This window comes from Ideonella sp. P3_A4, from assembly GCF_056403075.1.
Map to the genome: position 1 here is coordinate 1 of NZ_JBFUGE010000081.1, position 17,670 is coordinate 17,670.

A 17,670-nucleotide genomic window follows, 5' to 3' on the forward strand; every position below is an offset into this window, starting at 1 on the left:
GTTCCGGCGAGGATGCGATGGCCGGCGCGCTCCATCACCAACACTTGCAGCAGGTTCCACGCCGGGCCCGTGGCGGCTTCGGGCTGCGGTGGGTAGGCCGGCGTCGTGGTCTCGGCCCAGGTGGCACCGCCGTCCTGGCTGGCATGCAGCTTGACGCCGAAGTGGCCCAGGTTCAACGCGGCCAGCATGTGGCCCTGCCCGTCCGGCGGCAGCACGCTGCTGACCGGCTCGCCCAGGAAGCTGACCTTTTCGATCTGCCAGCCGCCGGCTGCGTCCCGCCGGCGCAGTTCGAACAGGCCTTTGCGGGTGGCGACCCAGGCGCGGTCGTTGGAAGTGGTCATCGGGTCATCCTCCGGACAAGGCTTGCAGCACGTAAACCGCGCTGCCGGGTTGCAAGGGTTGGTCGAGCCGCACACGCTCGAGGCAGCGTTCGCCATCGATGAAGACCACCACGTTGGCGCGCAGCGCGCCCTGGTCGTCGAGCACGTAGCCGCGCAGCCGCGGGTTGGGGGTGAAGGCGTCGTCCAGCACGGCGCGCAGCGTGGCGGCGTGGCTCTGGACCTCGGGCGTGTCGACGAAGCGGCGCAGCTGCGGGGTGAACTGGACGGTCGGCATGGTCACCGTGATGATGGCCAGCCCCCTGCCCCTACGCAATCGCGGAATGCACCCACGCCTGCGTGGGCCTGCCGTGGCGCTGACAATCGGCCGCGATCCTGTAGTCCCACCCGGCGTTCGCCCGCCGACCATCCCATGCCCACCGGCCTTCTTGCCGCTGCCCTGTCCTACGCCTTGTGGGGCTTGTTCCCGCTGTATTTCCACCAGGTCAGCGAGGTGCCGGCTTTCGAGATCKTGCTGCATCGCTCGGTCTGGTCGCTGGTGTTCGTGCTGGGCTTGCTGACGGTGATGCGGCGCTGGGCCTGGGTGGCCGACGTGCTGCGCCAGCCGCGCACGCTGCTGATCTTTGCCGCGAGCGCGCTGCTGCTGTCGACCAACTGGGTGGTCTATGTCTGGGCGGTCAACAACGGCCGGGTGATGGAAGCGAGCCTGGGCTACTTCATCAACCCGCTSGTCAACGTGGCGCTGGGCATGGTGTTCCTGCACGAGAAGCTGCGCGCGCCGCAACGCTGGGCGCTGGCGGTCGCTGCGGCCGGCGTCGCCTGGCTGACCTGGACGGCCGGCGTGCCGCCGTGGATCGCGCTGGCGCTCGCCTTCAGCTTTGGCCTCTACGGCCTGCTGCGCAAGACTGCGCCGCTGGGCGCGCTGGAGGGGCTGGCGCTGGAGACCGCGCTGCTGGCGCCGCTGGCCATCCCGGCGCTCGCCTGGTTAAGCAGCCATGGCGGCACGCTGTCGCATGCCAGCCCGGCCACCTGGGGCTGGCTGCTGTTCGCCGGCCCGCTGACCGCCGTGCCGCTGCTGATGTTTGCCTACGGCGCCCGCCGCGTCACGATGGCCACGCTGGGCCTGCTGCAGTACCTGGCACCGACGATCCAGTTCGCCCTCGCGGTGTGGGTCTTCCACGAGCCGTTGAAGCCCGAACGGCTGGTCGGCTTCGTGCTGATCTGGATCGCGCTGGCGCTGTACAGCGCGGAGTCGCTGTGGCGGCTGCGGCAGGCGTCGCCAGCGCCGGCCTGAGCCCTCGCCGGCCTTCCGCGCCGGTCAGGTTAGGTCTTCGTGCAGGCAGAGGATGTTGCCCTCGGTGTCCTCGAACCAGGCCGCCTTTTCCGAGCCGAGCACGCAGACGTGGTTGACCGTCTTCAGGCCTGGCAGGTCGTAGTCGGCGAAGGACACGCCGCGTGAGGACAACTCGGCCACCGCCTTGCCGATGTCGGCGACACGGAAGCTCAACGCCGTGTGCGTCGCCTGCGTCCCGCCGGGCTTTGGGAACAGCGCCAGCTCGGTGCCACTGCAGCGGTAGATGAACTTGCCGTCAGGCTTGGCGCCCATCGGCGTCAGCCCCAGGCGCTGCTCATAAAAGGCCCGGGCGCGGGCCAGATCCTTGACCGGCAGCATGCAGGTCACCAGGCTTTCGTCGAGCATCGACATCACGCTCTCCTCGGGCGCAGGCTGCGCCTGAGGCGGGTTGTACGCCCGGCGTGTGCCGCCGTCCAGCGACGAAACCCGGTCAGCGCAGATCGCCGGCCAGGCTGGCCAGCGTGTCGGCCGGGATCGCCATGTGCGCCGGGTAGTTCGTGTGGTCGCAGCCCAAGCGCACTCCAGCGCCCGCGCGCACCGCCTGGCAGGCGGCGGCGGTCAGCTCGAACCGCAGGAAATGCACCGAAGAGGTCTTCTGCTCGTTCTCGCGGTCCAGGTCTTCGTCGGCGATCGCGTAGGCCCGGGCGTGCCCCTCGACCTCGACGAACATCCGGTCTTCCACACCGATCAGCCGGGCCAATTCGCGCGCGCGCTCGTTCGGGTCGGGGTACTCGATCAGCATCGTCGCCTTCCAGTTGCTGCCGTCGGGCACCAAGGGCAGGTAGGTGTCGATCTCAGCCTGGATGCCCTCTTCTTCGAAGATCTTCTCGATGTGCAGCATCTCCTGGATCTGGCGGCGGATGGTCTGCTCGTCTTCGAACTGCAGCGTGATGTGTTCGCCCAGGTGCACGCTGCGCAGGCGCCGGTGCGCAATGACCGCCGGCTTGTCGGTCTTGCGGATCCTGGCGTAGGCCTCGAGCGTGAGCAGGCTGTCGCGGGTGATGGTCATGGTCTCGTCTTTCAAATACCGTAGGCCTGACGCACCAGGCTGATAGGGTGCTTCAGCGCCTTGGCCGCCGTGCCGGCAATTGCCATGCCTTGGGCGATGTGGTGGCCGGCCAGCGCGCAGTCGCTGCTGATCACGTCGGGTTCGTCCTTGGCCATCGCCTTGAAGACCGGCTTGCCGATTTTCATCGCCACCGGGTGGAAAGGTGTCTTCACGCCGTAGGTGCCCGCGTGGCCCGAGCAACGCTCGACGGTGTTCAGCTGCACCGTCACCGTCTGGCCAATCAGCTTGAACATCTCTTCGGTCTTGCGGCCAATGTTCTGCACCCGGCCGTGGCAGGGGATGTGGTAGCTCACCTTGCCCAGCGCGGCCTTGAAATCGGTCTTCAGCAGGCCGTCCTTGTGGCGCGCCATCAGGTATTCGAAGGGGTCGAACATCGCCTCCTTCACGCGCTGCACGTCGACCTCGTCGGGGAACATCAGCGGCAATTCCTGCTTGAACATCAGCGTGCAACTCGGCACCGCGCTGATGATGGCCCAGCCTTCGCGCGCGTAACGCGCCAGCACTGGGACGTTGGCCGCCTTGTGCTCGGCCACCGAGTCCAGGTCGCCCAGTTCCAGCTTGGGCATGCCGCAGCACTGCTCTTTCTCGACGATCTGGTACGGAATGTCGTTGTGGGCCAGCAGCTTCAGCAAATCGTGCCCGATGCCGGGCTCGTTGTAGTTGACATAGCAGGTCGAGAAGATGACCACCTTGCCCGGTGTGCGCTGGCCGTTGGTGATCGTCTCGACATCGCCGTTGGCGCGGGCCTTCCAGCGAAAGCGGCTGGTCGCCAGCTCGGGCAGCCAGGCGTCGGGGTGCACGCCCAGGTGCTTGTCCAGCTGCCGGCGCATCACCTTGGTCTTGTTCACCTTGTTGACGATCTGCACGACGATCGGGATGCCGGCGAACTGGCCGTGCACGTCGGTCGAGGCCAGCAGCTGCTCGCCCTTGCCCACGTGGCCCTGCTTGAACTTGATCGCCTTGGCCCGCAGCATCAGGTGCGGGAAATCGACGTTCCAGGGGTGCGGCGGCACGTAGGGACACTTGGTCATGTAGCAGAGGTCGCACAGGTAGCACTGGTCGACGACCTTGACGTAGTCGGCCTTGGGCACCTCGTGCACCTCGCCATCGCTGGTGGCGTCGATCAGGTCGAACAGCGTCGGGAACGACTGGCACAGGCTCACGCAGCGCCGGCAGCCGTGGCAGATGTCGAACACCCGCTCCATCTCCTTCAGGGCGCTGGCCTCGTCGTAGAACGCCGGCTCTTGCCAGGCGATCGGGTGGCGGGTCGGTGCCTCGAGATTGYCTTCGCGCTGGGCCATGGGTCCTCCTGCCGGTGTTCGGGCGGCCATGGGGGCCGCAATGAAGCGGGGGGCGTTGTTGCGCCCCCCGGTGTCGTTGGCTGGTCGGTCTCCCGAGGCCGTCAGTCGACCAGTTGGTCCAGCGCCTTGACGTAGCGGTTGGCGTGCGAGCGCTCGGCCTTGGCCAGCGTTTCGAACCAGTCGGCGATCTCGTCGAAGCCTTCTTCGCGCGCGGTGCGGGCCATGCCCGGGTACATGTCGGTGTACTCGTGCGTCTCGCCGTGCACAGCGGCTTTCAGGTTGTCGCGTGTGGGGCCGATCGGCAGGCCGGTCGCCGGGTCGCCCACGGCCTCGAGGAATTCGAGGTGGCCGTGCGCGTGACCGGTTTCGCCTTCAGCGGTGGAGCGGAACAACGCCGCCACATCGTTTTGCCCTTCGATGTCGGCTTTGTTTGCGAAGTAGAGGTACCGGCGGTTGGCCTGCGATTCGCCCGCAAAGGCGTCCTTCAGGTTCTGCTCGGTCTTGGAACCCTTCAAACCCATGACAAGCTCCTCAGTGGTGATGACGGGGGCCACCAGCGCCAGCCGGCGGCTCGTCGCTGACGCTAGCAGAGCGCGGCGAGAAATGGCAATTCAATGCATCAATGCGGGAGATAGGCCCAGCCTATGCGGCCGAGGGCCAACCCTAGGTGTCCATCAGGGCTCAGCGCAGGCCCAGCAGCCGCAACGACAGGTCGTGCAGGCGGCCGTCCGGGTCGGCCAGGTTGCGCAGCACGTCGAAGTGGTGGTGGCCGACCAAGGTTTCGCACACCGGCACCGCCGTCGGCCCCCATTGGTCGCGGATCAACTGGCTCTGGTGCAAGAACTCTTTGCTCTCGTCACCGCCCACCACCGCATAAAGCGGCCGCTTGGGTCGCGGAAAGAACGACGGTGACAAGCGTTTGACGCTGGCCGGCGTCAGGCCGAGGTCGGCCAGGAAAGGCGTGTGGCGGATAGGCTCCAGGTCGTACAGGCCCGAGATGCCCAAGGCTCCCTGCAATGGCAGCAGCGGCAACTCAGCGTCCACCTCTTTCCAGCGGCAGCACAGCAGCATGGCCGCCAAATGTCCGCCGGCCGAGTGCCCGACCAGGGCGATGCGCGACGCGTCCGCACCGAACTCAGCTGCATGGCGCCAGCCCCACGCGACCACCCGAGTCATCTGCAAGGCGATCTGCTCGATGCTGACCGCCGGACACAGGCTGTAGTTGGGCACCAGCACCGCCGCCCCATCGGCCACGAAAGACGGCGCGACGAACGACTGGTCGGACTTGTCGAAAGCGCGCCAGTAGCCGCCGTGGATGAAGATCAGCAGCGGCGCACCCGGTTTGGACGCGGGAAAGACATCCAGCCGTTCGTCGGCGCCGTCGCCGTAGGCCACGTCCAGCTCGCAGCGCAATCGCTCACGCGCGAGAGCCGACGCATGGCGCCAGCGCTCGAAGATGGCCGCATGCTCGGGCACACGGGCGCGGTTGTTGTACTGCGCGTCCAGCCACTGGGGGTCGAGCGGGTTCATCCAAGGCCTCCCGATGCAAGTGTTCTGACAAGGCGCCGACATCATCGCCGCCCGTGGCGCCCCCGAAGGCAATCGACGGGCCCGACGCGACGGCGCGATTCTTACGCCACCAAGCCCYCGCCGTGAAGCAAAAAACTTACTGCTAGAATTCTTCGCTCTGGGGACGTAGCTCAGCTGGGAGAGCGTCGCGTTCGCAATGCGAAGGTCGGGAGTTCGATCCTCCTCGTCTCCACCAAGCATGCCGAAGGGCCGGTTTCTGACCAGGAACCGGCCCTTTTTGCATCCAGCTGCCGGGATGGCAAGGTGATGCATGAGGCGCCGTCGGTGGCCAGGCAACGATTAGCATTTCGGGCCGTGTCGCCCGGGACGCGCGAACAACGGGAGCGCCCCTTTTGCGTCAACATCCGAACCATCCGCAGCAAGCCGTGAAGCCTCGAGTTCGCTTTCGCCTTGCCACCGCGTTGATCGTGGCCATGTCTGCCTTGATGGCCGCTTGCTCCACGGCTCACTATCCCGTGAACCCTCCGCTCGCTGCCATCGATGGCAACAGCGGCTATCGCGGCGAACGGTTCTTTGCGGCCGACCCCGACGACCACCTGTTCGTCCACGTGTCGTTCTCCGGCGGCGGTGCTCGTGCTGCTGCCCTGGGTTTTGGTGTGCTGGAGACACTCAAGGACACAGCGATCACCTGGGAAAGACGACCCCGTCGCCTCGTCGACGACATCGATGTCGTGATGGGTGTGTCTGGCGGCAGCATGATGGCGACCGCCTTCGCGCTGCATGGCGCAGACGGATTGGGCGACTTCAAGACGCGCTTCTTCGATGTGGACCTGCAGGACGCGCTGATGGCTGACGCGTTGTTGCCATGGAATGCCTGGCGATTGACCTCGTCCACCTATGGCCGCAGCGATCTGTTTGCCGAGTTCCTCGATCGGCGCATCTACCAGGGCGCCACCTTCGGCACGCTCAGCAAACGCCTGCGCAAGCCTTTCGCGATCATCTACGCCGCCGACATGGCCAACGGCGCGCGCTTCGAGTTCAACCAGGATCAGTTCGACTTCCTGTGCAGCGACCTCGACGGCGTTTCACTCGGCCGCGCCGTGGCGGCCTCGAGCGCCGCGCCGCTCGTCCTCAGCCCAGTCGTCTTCATGAATCACGCGCCTGCGAAAAACGCTGCGGGCTGCGGTGAGCCCATGCTGCTGGCCCGTTCGGGCGAGGGTTCGTCTCGTGCGCGCAGCAAGCGTGCCGCTCAGATGGCCACCCTTCGCGAAACGAGCCCCGAGGGCGCTGAACGGCGCTATGTTCATGTGCTGGACGGCGGCCTGTCGGACAACGTGAACACCACCGGCCCCCTCGAGTATTTCGAGCAGTTCGGCGGCTTCGTTCGCGCAGCCCGCCACGTCGGCTATCGCGGCGTTCGACGCGCCGTGTTCATCGTCGTCAACGCAGAAACGAGCCGCCGGTCCTCGACGGACGCGACGCCCGAAATCCCGGGCTTGGTGAGCACCGTGTTCGCGCTGGCGGACATCCCGATCAACCGCAACTCCGAGACATCGCTTCAGAAGATGCGTGCATCGATCCAGCAGTGGGAAGCCGAAGTCAGCACGGCGCACGCACAAGGTGACTTCGACGTGTTTGCCGAGGATGCGAAGTTCTACCTGATCGAGGTGGATCTGCGCGTCCACCCGGCAGGCTCCGGTCTGGCCGACCTCGAGTCGGTGCCGACCTCACTGCAACTGCCCGCCCAGGACATCGACGCGCTGCGCCGCTTTGCAAGAGACACGTTGAACAGGTCGGACGAGTTTCAAAGGCTGATCAGCGACCTGCATTGAACGAGTCGCGGCCTGCCTGACCTCAGCCGGCGGCGCCGTCAAGCTCAGCTGACAACGAGGCGCGGCGCGCCGCTGGTGGCCCCGATCCGCCCGACCACCGCCGCCTGGCCAAAGCCTTGGCGGGTGAAGACAGCGAGCACCGCGTCCAAGGCTTGCGGTGCGCAGGACACGAGCAGGCCGCCGCTGGTCTGCGGGTCGCTCAGCAAGGCCTTGTCTTCGGCAACGAAGTTGCTTGGCAGCGCCACATCGGCGCCATAGCCCGCCCAATTGCGCCCGGATGCGCCGGTCACGAAACCCTGCGCGGCGAGGTCTCTGGCACCGGCCAGCAAAGGCACGGCCGACCAGTCGAGCTGTACTTCGCAGCGGGCGCCGCGAGCCATTTCCAGCGCATGCCCGGCCAGGCCGAAGCCGGTCACATCGGTCAACGCATGCACGCCGGGCAGTGCGGCCAGGTCAGGTCCGGGCGTGTTGAGTTGGGTGGTGCAGGCGATCATCTGCGCGTAGCCGGCGTCACTCAGAGCGCCCTTCTTCAGCGCCGCCGACATCACGCCCACGCCCAGCGGCTTGCCCAGCACGAGCAGGTCCCCCGGTTGCGCGTCGGCATTGCGCTTGACGTGTTTGGGGTGCACCAGCCCAAGCGCCACCAGGCCATAGATCGCCTCGACGGAATCGATGGTGTGGCCGCCGGCGATCGGGATGCCCGCCGCGCRGCAAGCCGATGCGCCGCCTTCGAGGATGCGGCCGATGGTCTGGGTCGACAGCACGTTGATCGGCATGCCCACCAGGGCCAGCGCGAGGATCGGCCGGCCGCCCATCGCGTAGACATCGCTGATGGCGTTGGTGGCGGCGATCCGCCCGAAGTCGTGCGGATCGTCGACGATCGGCATGAAGAAATCGGTCGTGGCGATCAACGCCTGCTCATCGTTGAGCTGGTAGACCGCCGCGTCATCGGACGTCTCGATGCCCACCAGCAGTTCTTTGGGCATCGGCATCGCCGCCGTGCCCTTGAGAATCTCGGACAGCACCCCGGGTGCTATCTTGCAGCCACAGCCGCCGCCATGCGACAAGGACGTCAGACGGGGCTCGGTCGCCGAAGGTGCAGCGGTGGATGGGTCAGGTGAATTCATGGCAGGACTCAGGGTATGGGCCGCGCAAGCATAGCCGGCTCATCGTGAGCGCCGCGGCGATCTTGCGGATAGAGTCCGTGCGCATGAAGCTGCAACTTGCGCAGGTGGATGCACGGCACCCTGCCGCGCGTGCAGGCGTACCGCCAGCCCTGCGCGCGCTCAGCCTGCAGGTCGCCGATGGCGAGCAGATGGCGGTGATCGGGCCTTCGGGTGCGGGCAAGACGACACTGCTGCAAGTGCTGGCCTGTGCCTTGCCGCCCGCCGCGGGCGACTACCGGCTGGGCGATCACGCGCCCTGGCGCCTGTCCACCCGCGAGCTGCATCGCTTGCGTGGCCAGCTCTTTCTCGCGCCGCAGGTGCCTCCACTGCCACCGCGCCAACGCGTGGTCACAGCGGTGCTCGCCGGCCGCCTGCCGGTGATGGGATGGCTGGCCAGCCTGCGCTCGCTGTTCTACCCATCGGACATCCCCGCGGCCTACGAGGCGCTGGTTCGGTTCGACCTCGACGACAAGCTGTTCGAGCGGGTCGACCGGCTGTCCGGCGGTGAGCGTCAGCGCGTCGGCCTGGCGCGTGCTCTGCTGTCGCCGGCCCGGCTCTGGCTGGTGGACGAGCCGCTGTCGTCGCTGGACCCGACGCGGGCCCGCCAGGCCCTGACCACGCTGGTCGAATCGGCACGCGAGCGCCGGGTCACGCTCGTCACCAGCCTGCACCAGGTGGACGCGGCGCTCGCGCACTTCCCGCGCATCGTCGGCCTGCGCGACGGGCAGATCGCCTTCGACCTGCCGGCGCCTGAGGTGACGCACGAACGGCTCGAACAGCTCTACGAGCAGCACGAAGACGAACTGCGTGGCGGGGCTGCACCGGCCACGGCTGCCGAACGCGCCCCGCCCGTGGCGATGCATTGCCGATGAACGAGGCCACCCCACTGCGTGTGGCGCTCGACCCGCCAACGCGCGATCCGGCATGGCTCGGCCGCGTCTTCTGGGCCGCGGCAGCCATCACGCTGCTGTGGCCGCTGCTCGTTGCCACCGAGTTCAAGCCCTGGCAGGTGTTCGACGCCCGCAGCCTGCAAGTCACTGGCCGGTTCCTGCGCAGCTTCCTGCCACCTGCCCTGTCGCCCGACTTCCTGGCGATGGTGGCGCGGGAAACCTGGCGCACCGTGGCCATGGCGACTGCAGGGATGACGCTCGCCTTGGGTCTTGCGCTGCCGTTGACTTTGATGTCGACACGCGTGCTGTCGGTGTCGGCGCTGCGTGGTCGCATGGCGACCGTGCCGTTCTGCGTGCGGCAGGCCGTCAGGTTTCTGTTGATCGCGCTGCGCAGCGTGCCCGAACTGGTGTGGGCGTTGGTCTTCGTGCGGGTCGTTGGTCTGGGGCCCACAGCCGGCGTGCTGGCCATCGCGCTGACCTATGGCGGCATGCTGGGCAAGGTCTACAGCGAGATCCTGGAAAGCGGCGAGACGCATGCGACCGAATCATTGCTGCGCAACGGCTGCGGCCGGCTGCAGGCCTTCTGCTTCGGGCTGTTGCCGCAAAACGCCGGCGAGCTGACCTCGTACACGGTCTACCGCTGGGAATGCGCCATCCGCTCGACCGTTGTCCTGGGGTTTGTCGGCGCGGGTGGCCTGGGCCAGCAACTCGACGGGTCGATGAAGATGTTCGCCGGTGGCGAGGTCTGCACGATGCTGCTGGTGTTCTTCGCGCTGGTGGCGCTGGCCGACAGAACCAGCGCCTGGCTGCGAAAGGCCCTGGCATGACGGAGCGTCGCGCGACCAACCCGCCCTACAAGCTGCCGCCGCCGATCTTCGACGTGCGCCGCAAGGCCTGCTGGTTCACCGTGGGGCTGCTGGTGCTCGTGGTGGCCAGCTTCTGGTCGCTGGACTTGCAGTGGGCCCAGTTCTTCTCCGCGGACGCGGCGCGCAGCATGGCGCACTTCCTGGCTGAGTTCTTTCCACCCGACCTGGGCGCCGCGTTCGTGCGGCAGGTGCTCGTGGCCACTTGGGAAACGTTGGCCATGTCGGCCTTGGGCACGGCGCTGGCGGCGGCCGGTGGCCTGCTGCTCGCGCTGCCTGCCAGTCGCGTGCATGCCCAGGATGCCGCGCTCGCACGCACACCAACCCGGATGCTGCTCAACGCGTTGCGCTCCGTGCCCGAGCTGGTCTGGGCCACGCTGCTGCTGATCGCCGCCGGCCTGGGGCCTTTTGCCGGCACGCTGGCGTTGGCGGTGCACACCACCGGCGTGCTCGGGCGGCTGTTCGCCGAGGCGATCGAGAACGCTCCCGCAGGGCCAGGCGCTGCGTTGCGGACTCAAGGGGTACGCGATGGCCAGGTCTTCCTCTATGCCACGCTGCCGCAGGTGCTGCCGCAGCTGATGAGCTACACCTTGTACCGCTGGGAGAACAACATCCGCGCGGCGGCCGTGCTGGGCGTGGTCGGCGCCGGCGGCCTGGGTCAGCTGCTGGTGTTCCACATGGGCCTGTTCCACATGGACAAGACGGCGACGATCCTGATCGCGATGCTCGTCCTGGTGGGTTGCGTGGACGCCTTCAGCTACCTCTTGCGGCGGCTGATGACGCGATAGGGCGCTGTGCACGGGTCAGTCCACTCTTGTCGTCAGGCGCAGCCAAGAGGTCACGGGCCTGGCAGATGCCGACCGCATGCACAAGGCGCCGTCCCGGCAGTCGGGCACTCAAACCTAACAAATATGTCACCCTGACCGGTCCGGCATGATGGTCGAACAGTTGGTAGCGCTGCCAATCGCCCTAGAATCGACCCATGGCTGATCCAGAAGGCACTCGACGCACCCGACGCGGCAGCGGCGCGGTGACGCTGCACGACGTCGCCAAGCTGGCCGGCGTTGCACCCATCACCGCGTCGCGGGCCCTGAACTCGCCCTACCAGGTGTCAGCCGAAGTGCGGCAAAAGGTCAGCGAGGCGATCGCCCGCACCGGCTATGTGCCGAACCTGCTCGCCGGCGGGCTGGCCTCTCGCCGCAGCCGCCTGGTGGCGGCCGTGGTGCCCACGATTTCTGGCCCGGTCTTCCTCGAAACCGTGCAGGCCCTGACCGAGACCTTGGCCGAACGCGGCTACCAGCTGATGCTGGGCCAAGCGGGCTACGCCGGCTCACGCGAAGACGCGCTGCTCGAGGCCATCATCGGCCGCCGGCCGGACGGGATCGTGCTGACCGGGATCATGCATTCGATCGACGGCCGCAAGCGCCTGCTGGCCTCCGGCATCCCGGTGGTCGAAACCTGGGACCTGACACCCACGCCGATCGACATGCTGGTCGGCTTTTCGCATGTCGAGGTGGGACGCTCGGTCGCCGAATTCCTGCATGGCAAGGGCCGCCGGCGGCTGGGTGTCGTCAGCGGAGACGACGAACGCGCCAAGCGCCGCGCCTGGTCGTTCCAGGCAAYAGCCGCCACCTTGGGCCTGCCCGAGGTGCCCATCATCTCCGTGYACGCCCCCACCACGCTCAGGCGCGGGCGCGAAGGCCTCGCGTCCTTGCTGCAGACCCACCGGGAGATCGACGCGGTGTTCTGCAGTTCCGACCTGCTGGCGCTTGGCGTCACCACCGAAGCCCGGGTGCGCGGCCTGCGCGTGCCGGAGCAGCTGGCGGTCGTCGGCTTCGGCGACCTGGAGTTCTCGGCCGACCTGGACCCCGCGCTGACCACGGTGCACATCAAGGGCGCCGCCATCGGCCGCCAGGCGGCACAGTTCATCATCGACCGCGCCGAGGGCCGCGCGGTGGGGCAGCGCGTGGTCGACATCGGCTACTCGATCATCGAGCGGGCCAGCACTTAAGCGCCCTCAGGCTCTCGGTTYCGGACGCGTCGGTACGTGTTATTCCTTAACGCCGAAGCCTTGTGATTCGAATTAGGTAGCGCTACCATTACGGCATCGATTGGTAGCGCTACCGTTCAGGCGCCGGATCGATCCCATCTCGCCGCCCGACCCCAGGAGACACCGCATGAAGAAGCTGTTGACCACCATCGCCCTCGGCCTGGCCGCCGCTGCCGGCGCTCATGCTGAAGCCTGGCCCGCCAAGCCGGTGACGCTGCTGGTGCCCTTCCCGCCCGGCGGCTCGACGGACATGATCGCCCGCACCCTCGGCAGCAAGCTGCAGGAGAAGCTGGGCGGCACCTTCATCGTGCAGAACCAGGCTGGCGCGGGCGGCACGATGGGCGCCACGGCGGCCAAGCGGGCCGCACCCGACGGCTACACGATCTTCGTCTCGTCGCTCGGCCCCTTCGTGATCGGGCCGCACCTGATGAAGGGCGTCGCCTACGACCCGCTGAAGGATTTCGACTACATCACCGTGGCCGTGCAGGCGCCCAACGTGCTGGCGGTGCCGGCCACCTCGCCTCACAAGTCGCTGGCCGACGTGCTGGCCTACGAGAAGGCCAACCCCGGCAAGATGACATTCGCCTCGGCCGGCAACGGCACCAGCGACCACCTGACCGCCGAGCTGTTCTGGCAGGTGACCGGCACGTCCGGGCTGCATGTGCCCTACAAGGGCGGCGCGCCGGCGATGTCCGACCTGCTGGGCGGCCAGGTCGATGCGACCTTCATGAACATCAACACCGGCCTGCCCAATCTCAAGGCCGGCAAGCTCAGGGCACTGGCCATCACCAGCGCTACGCGGTCGCCGCAACTGCCCGACGTACCGACGATGGAAGAGCTGGGCATCAAGGGTGTCACGGTCTATTCGTGGCAGGCCTTCGCAGCGCCCAAGGGGCTCCCCGTCGACATCAAGGCCAAGCTGCATGACGCGCTGGTCGCCGGCCTGAACGACCCGCAGGTCAAGCCCAAGCTGCTCGAACTCGGCTTCGAGATCGTCGGCAACACGCCCGAGCAGTTCACCGCTTTCCAGGCCACCGAGTTCGCGCGCTGGAAGAAGGTGATCGAGGTCGGAAAAATTACAGCTGATTGAGTGAGGCTTGACCGAAGGCACGGGCACTCCATGACCACAACCTCCACCCCCGTCGTCACCGCCTTGCGGGTGATCCCCGTCGCCGGCCGCGACAGCATGCTGATGAACCTCAGCGGCGCCCATGGCCCGTTCTTCACTCGCAACCTGGTGATCCTGACCGACAGCGCCGGCCGCACCGGTGTCGGCGAGGTGCCGGGCGGCGAGAAGATCCGCCAGACCTTGCAAGACGCCGCCACGCTGGTCGTCGGCCAGCCGATCGGCGCGCACCAGCGCGTGCTGCAGTCGGTGCAGAAGACCTTCGCCGACCGCGACAGCGGCGGCCGCGGCCTGCAGACCTTCGACCTGCGCACGACCATCCACGCGGTCACCGCGATCGAGTCGGCGCTGCTCGACCTGCTCGGTCAACACCTCGAGGTGCCGGTGGCGGCGCTGCTCGGTGAAGGCCAGCAGCGCGATGCGGTCGAGATGCTGGGCTACCTGTTCTACGTCGGCGACCGCAACAAGACCGACCTGCCCTACGTCACCGCACCAGACGCCGACAACGACTGGTTCCGCGTGCGCCACGAGAAGGCGATGACGCCCGAGGCCGTCGTGCGCTTGGCCGAAGCCGCGCGCGAGCGCTATGGTTTCAACGACTTCAAGCTCAAGGGCGGCGTGCTGCGCGGCGAAGACGAAGTCGCGGCCGTCACCGCTTTGCACGAGCGCTTCCCCGAAGCACGCGTGACGCTGGACCCGAACGGCGGCTGGCTGCTGAAGGACGCGCTCCGCCTGATGCGCGACATGCGCGACGTGGTCGCCTACGCCGAAGACCCCTGCGGCGCCGAAGAAGGCTTCTCCGGCCGCGAGGTGATGGCCGAATTCCGCCGCGCCACCGGCCTGCCCACGGCCACCAACATGATTGCCACCGACTGGCGCCAGCTCAGCCACGCGCTGGCGCTGCAGAGCGTGGACATCCCGCTGGCCGACCCGCACTTCTGGACCATGGCCGGCTCGGTGCGCGTGGCGCAGACCTGCCGCGACTGGGGCCTGACCTGGGGCTCGCACTCGAACAACCACTTCGACGTGTCCTTGGCGATGTTCACCCACGTCGGCGCCGCGGCGCCCGGCAAGGTCACCGCGATCGACACCCACTGGATCTGGCAGGACGGCCAGCGCCTGACCAAGGAGCCTCTGCAGATCGTCGGCGGCCACGTGCAGGTGCCGAAGAAGCCGGGCCTCGGCGTCGAACTCGACATGGCCGAGGTCGAAAAAGCCCACCAGCTCTACAAGCAGCACGGCCTGGGCGCGCGCGACGACGCGGCCGCGATGCAGTACCTGGTGCCGGGTTGGACTTTCGATCCCAAGCGCCCCGCGCTTGTCCGATGACCGCCCGGCGCTTGTCCGATGAATCGCCCGCCGCTGGTTCGATGAACCGCCTTGCCCGCCACCGGAGATCCGAATGAGACCCAATGCCTTGCGCACCCTCTGGCAATCCGGCGGCGCGGCCGTCAACGGCTGGCTTGCGATCCCCAACTCGTTCTCGGCCGAGACCATGGCCCACCAGGGCTGGGACTCATTGACCATCGACCTGCAGCACGGCGTGGTCGACTACCAGGCGATGGTCGGCATGCTGCAGGCGATCTCCACCACGGCCACGGTGCCGGTGGTGCGGGTGCCGTGGCTGGAGCCCGGCATCCTGATGAAGACGCTGGACGCCGGCGCCTACGGTGTGATCTGCCCGATGATCAATACACGCGAAGACGCCCAGAAGCTGGTCGCCTACACCCACTACGCGCCCAAGGGCACCCGCAGCTTCGGCCCGGTGCGCGCGCTGCTGTACGCTGGTGCGGACTACCCTCAGCACGCCAACGACACCATCGTGACCTTCGCGATGATCGAGACCGCGGCGGCGCTGGACAACCTCGACGCCATCCTCTCGGTCGAGGGGCTGGATGCGATCTACATCGGCCCGTCGGACCTGTCGCTCGCGCTGGGCTGCACACCGACCTTCGACGACCTGGACCCGAAAGCTGCCGAGGCCGTCGACCACATCCTCGCGCGGGCCAAGGCGCACGGCGTGGTGGCAGCCATCCACAACGGCAGCCCCGAAGCCGCGCTGAAGCGCATCGCCAAGGGCTTCCAGTTCGTCACCGTCAGCTCCGATGCGCGGCTGATGGCGGCCGGCGCGCAGCAGACGCTCGCCAAGATGCGCGCCAAACCCACGCCCGCCTCTTCAGGCGCCAGCGGCTACTAGACGATCCAAAGGAACCCCCATGACCGTCCGACACCTGCGCCTCGCCTGGGCCGCCCTCGCCTTCGTGGCAGCCAGCATCGCGCAAGCCCAAACGTGGCCGAGCAAGCCCATCCGCATCGTCGTGCCGTACTCGCCCGGCGGCTCGTCGGACATCATTGCGCGCGCCATCAGCCAGCCGCTGTCCGAAGCGCTGAAGCAGACGGTCATCGTCGAGAACAAGCCCGGCGCCAACGGCAACATGGGCACCGACTTCGTGGCCAAGGCCAACGACGGCCACACCCTGCTGCTGTGCGACACCGGTGCGCTGGCGATCACGCCGTCGATCTACACCAAGCTGTCGTTCGACCCGTCGAAGGACCTGCGCGGCGTCACGATGCTGGCGTACTCGCCGCACCTGCTGGTGGTGCACCCGTCGGTGCCGGCCAACAACCTGAAGGAGTTGGTCGCGCTGTCGCACCAGCAGAAGCTGAACTTCGCCGTCACCGCGATCGGCAGCGCCCCGCACCTCGCGGGCGTGGCGGTCGAGAAGGCCACTGGCGCCGAATGGGCCTACATCCCCTACAAGGGCGGCGCGCAAGCCATTGGTGACACGATCGCCGGGCAGACCCAGGTGCTGATGAACGGCATGCTGGCCACGCTGCCGCAGGTGCAGTCGGGCAAGCTCAAGGTGCTGGGGGTGTCCAAGGCCACGCGCGTGCCGCTGCTGGCGCAGGTGCCGACCATCGCCGAGCAAGGCATGCCGGGCTTCGAGTCGGGCACCTGGCAGGGCCTGCTGGTGCCGGCCAACACGCCGCCGGCCGTGGTCGCGCGCCTGAACACCGAGTTGACCCGCATCATCCGCAGCCCGGAGGTGCGCGAGCGGCTCGTGTCGCAAGGTGCCGAGGTCGTCACGATGACGCCAGCCGAGTTCACGACCTTCTTCGAGCGCGAGCGCAAGCGCTGGGCGACGGTGGTCACGCAGGGCGGCGTCAAGGCCGACTGATTCGACGCACGGACGCCCGATGAAACCCAGACTGCTCAATGTGGGGCGCCTGCCCGCGGCGCTGGTGGCGCGGCTGAACGCCGACTACGACGTGACCACCCTGGCCGACCAGCGCGACCCCCAGTTGCACCTGGCGGCGCACGGTGCCGGGTACGTCGGCGCGGTGACCTCGGCGCCCGTCGGGTTCGACGCCGGGCTGCTTGAAGCGCTGCCGAACCTGATGGTGGTTTCCAGCTTCGGCGTCGGGCTGGACAAGATCGATGTCACCGCCGCGCTGGCACGCGGTGTCGCAGTGGGCTACACGCCCGATGTGCTGAACGACTGCGTGGCAGACACCGCCTTCGGCCTGTTGATCGACGTGGCACGCGGCTTCAGCGCGGCCGACCGCTTCGTGCGGCGTGGCGCCTGGCCGAAGGGCCCGTTTCCGCTGACGCGCAAAGTCAGCGGCGCTCGGCTGGGCCTGGTGGGCATGGGCCGCATCGGCCGCACCATTGCCCAGCGCTCGACCGGTTTCGAGATGACCGTGCGCTACCACTCGCGCCGGCCAGTGGCCGATGTGCCTTGGGTGCACGAGCCCTCGTTGATCGAGCTGGCGCGCTGGGCCGACTTTCTGGTGCTGATCACTGCCGGCGGCGCGGGCACGCGCCACCTGATCAACGCCGACGTGCTCGATGCACTCGGGCCGCAAGGCTTTCTGGTCAACGTCGCGCGCGGCTCGGTGGTCGACGAAGCCGCGCTGGTCAGCGCGCTGCAGCAAGGCCAGATCGCCGGCGCCGGGCTGGACGTCTATGAGAACGAGCCCCAGGTGCCCGCCGCGCTGATGGCGCTGGACAACGTGGTGCTGCTGCCGCACGTGGCCAGCGGCACCCTGCAGACGCGGCAGGCGATGGCCGACCGAGTCTTCGACAACCTGCAGGCGTTCTTCGCGACGGGCCAGCTGATCACCGCGGCGCCGGCGCCCTGATTCACTTC

The 17,670-nt window shown here is 67.7% G+C and carries 18 protein-coding genes, 1 tRNA gene and 1 pseudogene; 12 read left to right on the forward strand and 8 right to left on the reverse strand.

Annotated features, from left to right (window positions below; genetic code table 11):
- Positions 1-341 (reverse strand): annotated as a pseudogene (locus AC1DYI_RS10595) (exo-alpha-sialidase); the annotation flags it as partial.
- 4 nt (positions 342-345) lie between these two features.
- Complete coding sequence (locus AC1DYI_RS10600; protein ID WP_477204068.1) at positions 346-615, reverse strand: MoaD/ThiS family protein; 270 nt, start codon at positions 613-615, stop codon at positions 346-348.
- 135 nt (positions 616-750) lie between these two features.
- On the opposite strand from AC1DYI_RS10600, the gene rarD reads away from it, so the two are divergent.
- Entirely contained in the window at positions 751-1,632 is an 882-nt protein-coding gene (gene rarD / locus AC1DYI_RS10605) for an EamA family transporter RarD (protein ID WP_477204069.1), read from the forward strand.
- Between the two features lie 24 nt (positions 1,633-1,656).
- On the opposite strand, the gene AC1DYI_RS10610 is transcribed toward rarD, so the two are convergent.
- The 5 genes from AC1DYI_RS10610 to AC1DYI_RS10630 all read right to left on the reverse strand — a co-directional run bounded on the left by AC1DYI_RS10610 (position 1,657) and on the right by AC1DYI_RS10630 (position 5,592).
- Positions 1,657-2,037, reverse strand: a complete 381-nt coding sequence (locus AC1DYI_RS10610; RefSeq protein ID WP_477204085.1) for a VOC family protein — start codon at positions 2,035-2,037, stop codon at positions 1,657-1,659.
- 85 nt (positions 2,038-2,122) lie between these two features.
- Positions 2,123-2,701 carry a DUF3501 family protein gene (locus AC1DYI_RS10615; RefSeq protein WP_477204070.1) on the reverse strand — a complete coding sequence of 193 codons (579 nt, stop codon included), beginning with the start codon at positions 2,699-2,701 and terminating at the stop codon, positions 2,123-2,125.
- Positions 2,702-2,712: 11 nt separating this feature from the next.
- Positions 2,713-4,062, reverse strand: coding sequence for a (Fe-S)-binding protein (locus AC1DYI_RS10620; RefSeq protein ID WP_477204071.1), 1,350 nt, complete (start codon positions 4,060-4,062; stop codon positions 2,713-2,715).
- Between the two features lie 101 nt (positions 4,063-4,163).
- On the reverse strand, positions 4,164-4,583 hold the full coding sequence (locus AC1DYI_RS10625) for a rubrerythrin family protein (RefSeq protein ID WP_477204072.1): 420 nt from the start codon (positions 4,581-4,583) through the stop codon (positions 4,164-4,166).
- A 160-nt stretch (positions 4,584-4,743) separates the two neighbouring features.
- A complete protein-coding gene (locus AC1DYI_RS10630; protein WP_477204073.1) occupies positions 4,744-5,592 on the reverse strand; it encodes an alpha/beta hydrolase in 849 nt (282 codons plus the stop codon).
- A gap of 159 nt (positions 5,593-5,751) precedes the next feature.
- Between AC1DYI_RS10630 and AC1DYI_RS10635 the strand changes: the two genes are divergently transcribed.
- Positions 5,752-5,827 (forward strand) — tRNA-Ala (locus tag AC1DYI_RS10635).
- A 280-nt stretch (positions 5,828-6,107) separates the two neighbouring features.
- Positions 6,108-7,424 (forward strand): patatin-like phospholipase family protein, encoded by a 1,317-nt coding sequence (locus AC1DYI_RS10640; protein ID WP_477204074.1) that lies wholly within the window; start codon positions 6,108-6,110, stop codon positions 7,422-7,424.
- Positions 7,425-7,468: 44 nt separating this feature from the next.
- Here AC1DYI_RS10640 and selD read toward each other — a convergent pair whose 3' ends face one another.
- Positions 7,469-8,551: a selenide, water dikinase SelD gene (gene selD / locus AC1DYI_RS10645; protein ID WP_477204075.1), complete on the reverse strand. Its 1,083-nt coding sequence runs from the start codon at positions 8,549-8,551 to the stop codon at positions 7,469-7,471.
- An 83-nt stretch (positions 8,552-8,634) separates the two neighbouring features.
- Here selD and AC1DYI_RS10650 point away from each other — a divergent pair, with 83 nt between their 5' ends.
- From AC1DYI_RS10650 to AC1DYI_RS10690, 9 genes are all read left to right on the forward strand, one after another.
- Entirely contained in the window at positions 8,635-9,462 is an 828-nt protein-coding gene (locus tag AC1DYI_RS10650; protein WP_477204076.1) for a phosphonate ABC transporter ATP-binding protein, read from the forward strand.
- Positions 9,459-10,307 carry a PhnE/PtxC family ABC transporter permease gene (locus AC1DYI_RS10655; RefSeq protein WP_477204077.1) on the forward strand — a complete coding sequence of 283 codons (849 nt, stop codon included), beginning with the start codon at positions 9,459-9,461 and terminating at the stop codon, positions 10,305-10,307. Before AC1DYI_RS10650 ends, AC1DYI_RS10655 begins: the two co-directional genes overlap by 4 nt.
- Positions 10,304-11,131: a phosphonate ABC transporter, permease protein PhnE gene (gene phnE / locus AC1DYI_RS10660; protein WP_477204078.1), complete on the forward strand. Its 828-nt coding sequence runs from the start codon at positions 10,304-10,306 to the stop codon at positions 11,129-11,131. The genes AC1DYI_RS10655 and phnE overlap by 4 nt, the downstream gene beginning before the upstream one ends.
- Positions 11,132-11,325: 194 nt before the next feature.
- Positions 11,326-12,354, forward strand: coding sequence for a LacI family DNA-binding transcriptional regulator (locus AC1DYI_RS10665; protein ID WP_477204079.1), 1,029 nt, complete (start codon positions 11,326-11,328; stop codon positions 12,352-12,354).
- Between the two features lie 166 nt (positions 12,355-12,520).
- Complete coding sequence (locus tag AC1DYI_RS10670; RefSeq protein ID WP_477204080.1) at positions 12,521-13,483, forward strand: Bug family tripartite tricarboxylate transporter substrate binding protein; 963 nt, start codon at positions 12,521-12,523, stop codon at positions 13,481-13,483.
- 30 nt (positions 13,484-13,513) lie between these two features.
- Entirely contained in the window at positions 13,514-14,848 is a 1,335-nt protein-coding gene (gene gudD / locus AC1DYI_RS10675; RefSeq protein WP_477204081.1) for a glucarate dehydratase, read from the forward strand.
- A gap of 73 nt (positions 14,849-14,921) precedes the next feature.
- The gene (locus AC1DYI_RS10680) at positions 14,922-15,716 is read left to right on the forward strand and encodes an HpcH/HpaI aldolase family protein (RefSeq protein ID WP_477204082.1); all 795 of its coding nucleotides are present in this window, start codon (positions 14,922-14,924) and stop codon (positions 15,714-15,716) included.
- A 19-nt stretch (positions 15,717-15,735) separates the two neighbouring features.
- Positions 15,736-16,698, forward strand: a complete 963-nt coding sequence (locus AC1DYI_RS10685; protein ID WP_477204083.1) for a Bug family tripartite tricarboxylate transporter substrate binding protein — start codon at positions 15,736-15,738, stop codon at positions 16,696-16,698.
- A gap of 19 nt (positions 16,699-16,717) precedes the next feature.
- Entirely contained in the window at positions 16,718-17,662 is a 945-nt protein-coding gene (locus AC1DYI_RS10690) for a 2-hydroxyacid dehydrogenase (protein ID WP_477204084.1), read from the forward strand.
- The last annotated feature ends 8 nt before the right edge of the window (positions 17,663-17,670 follow it).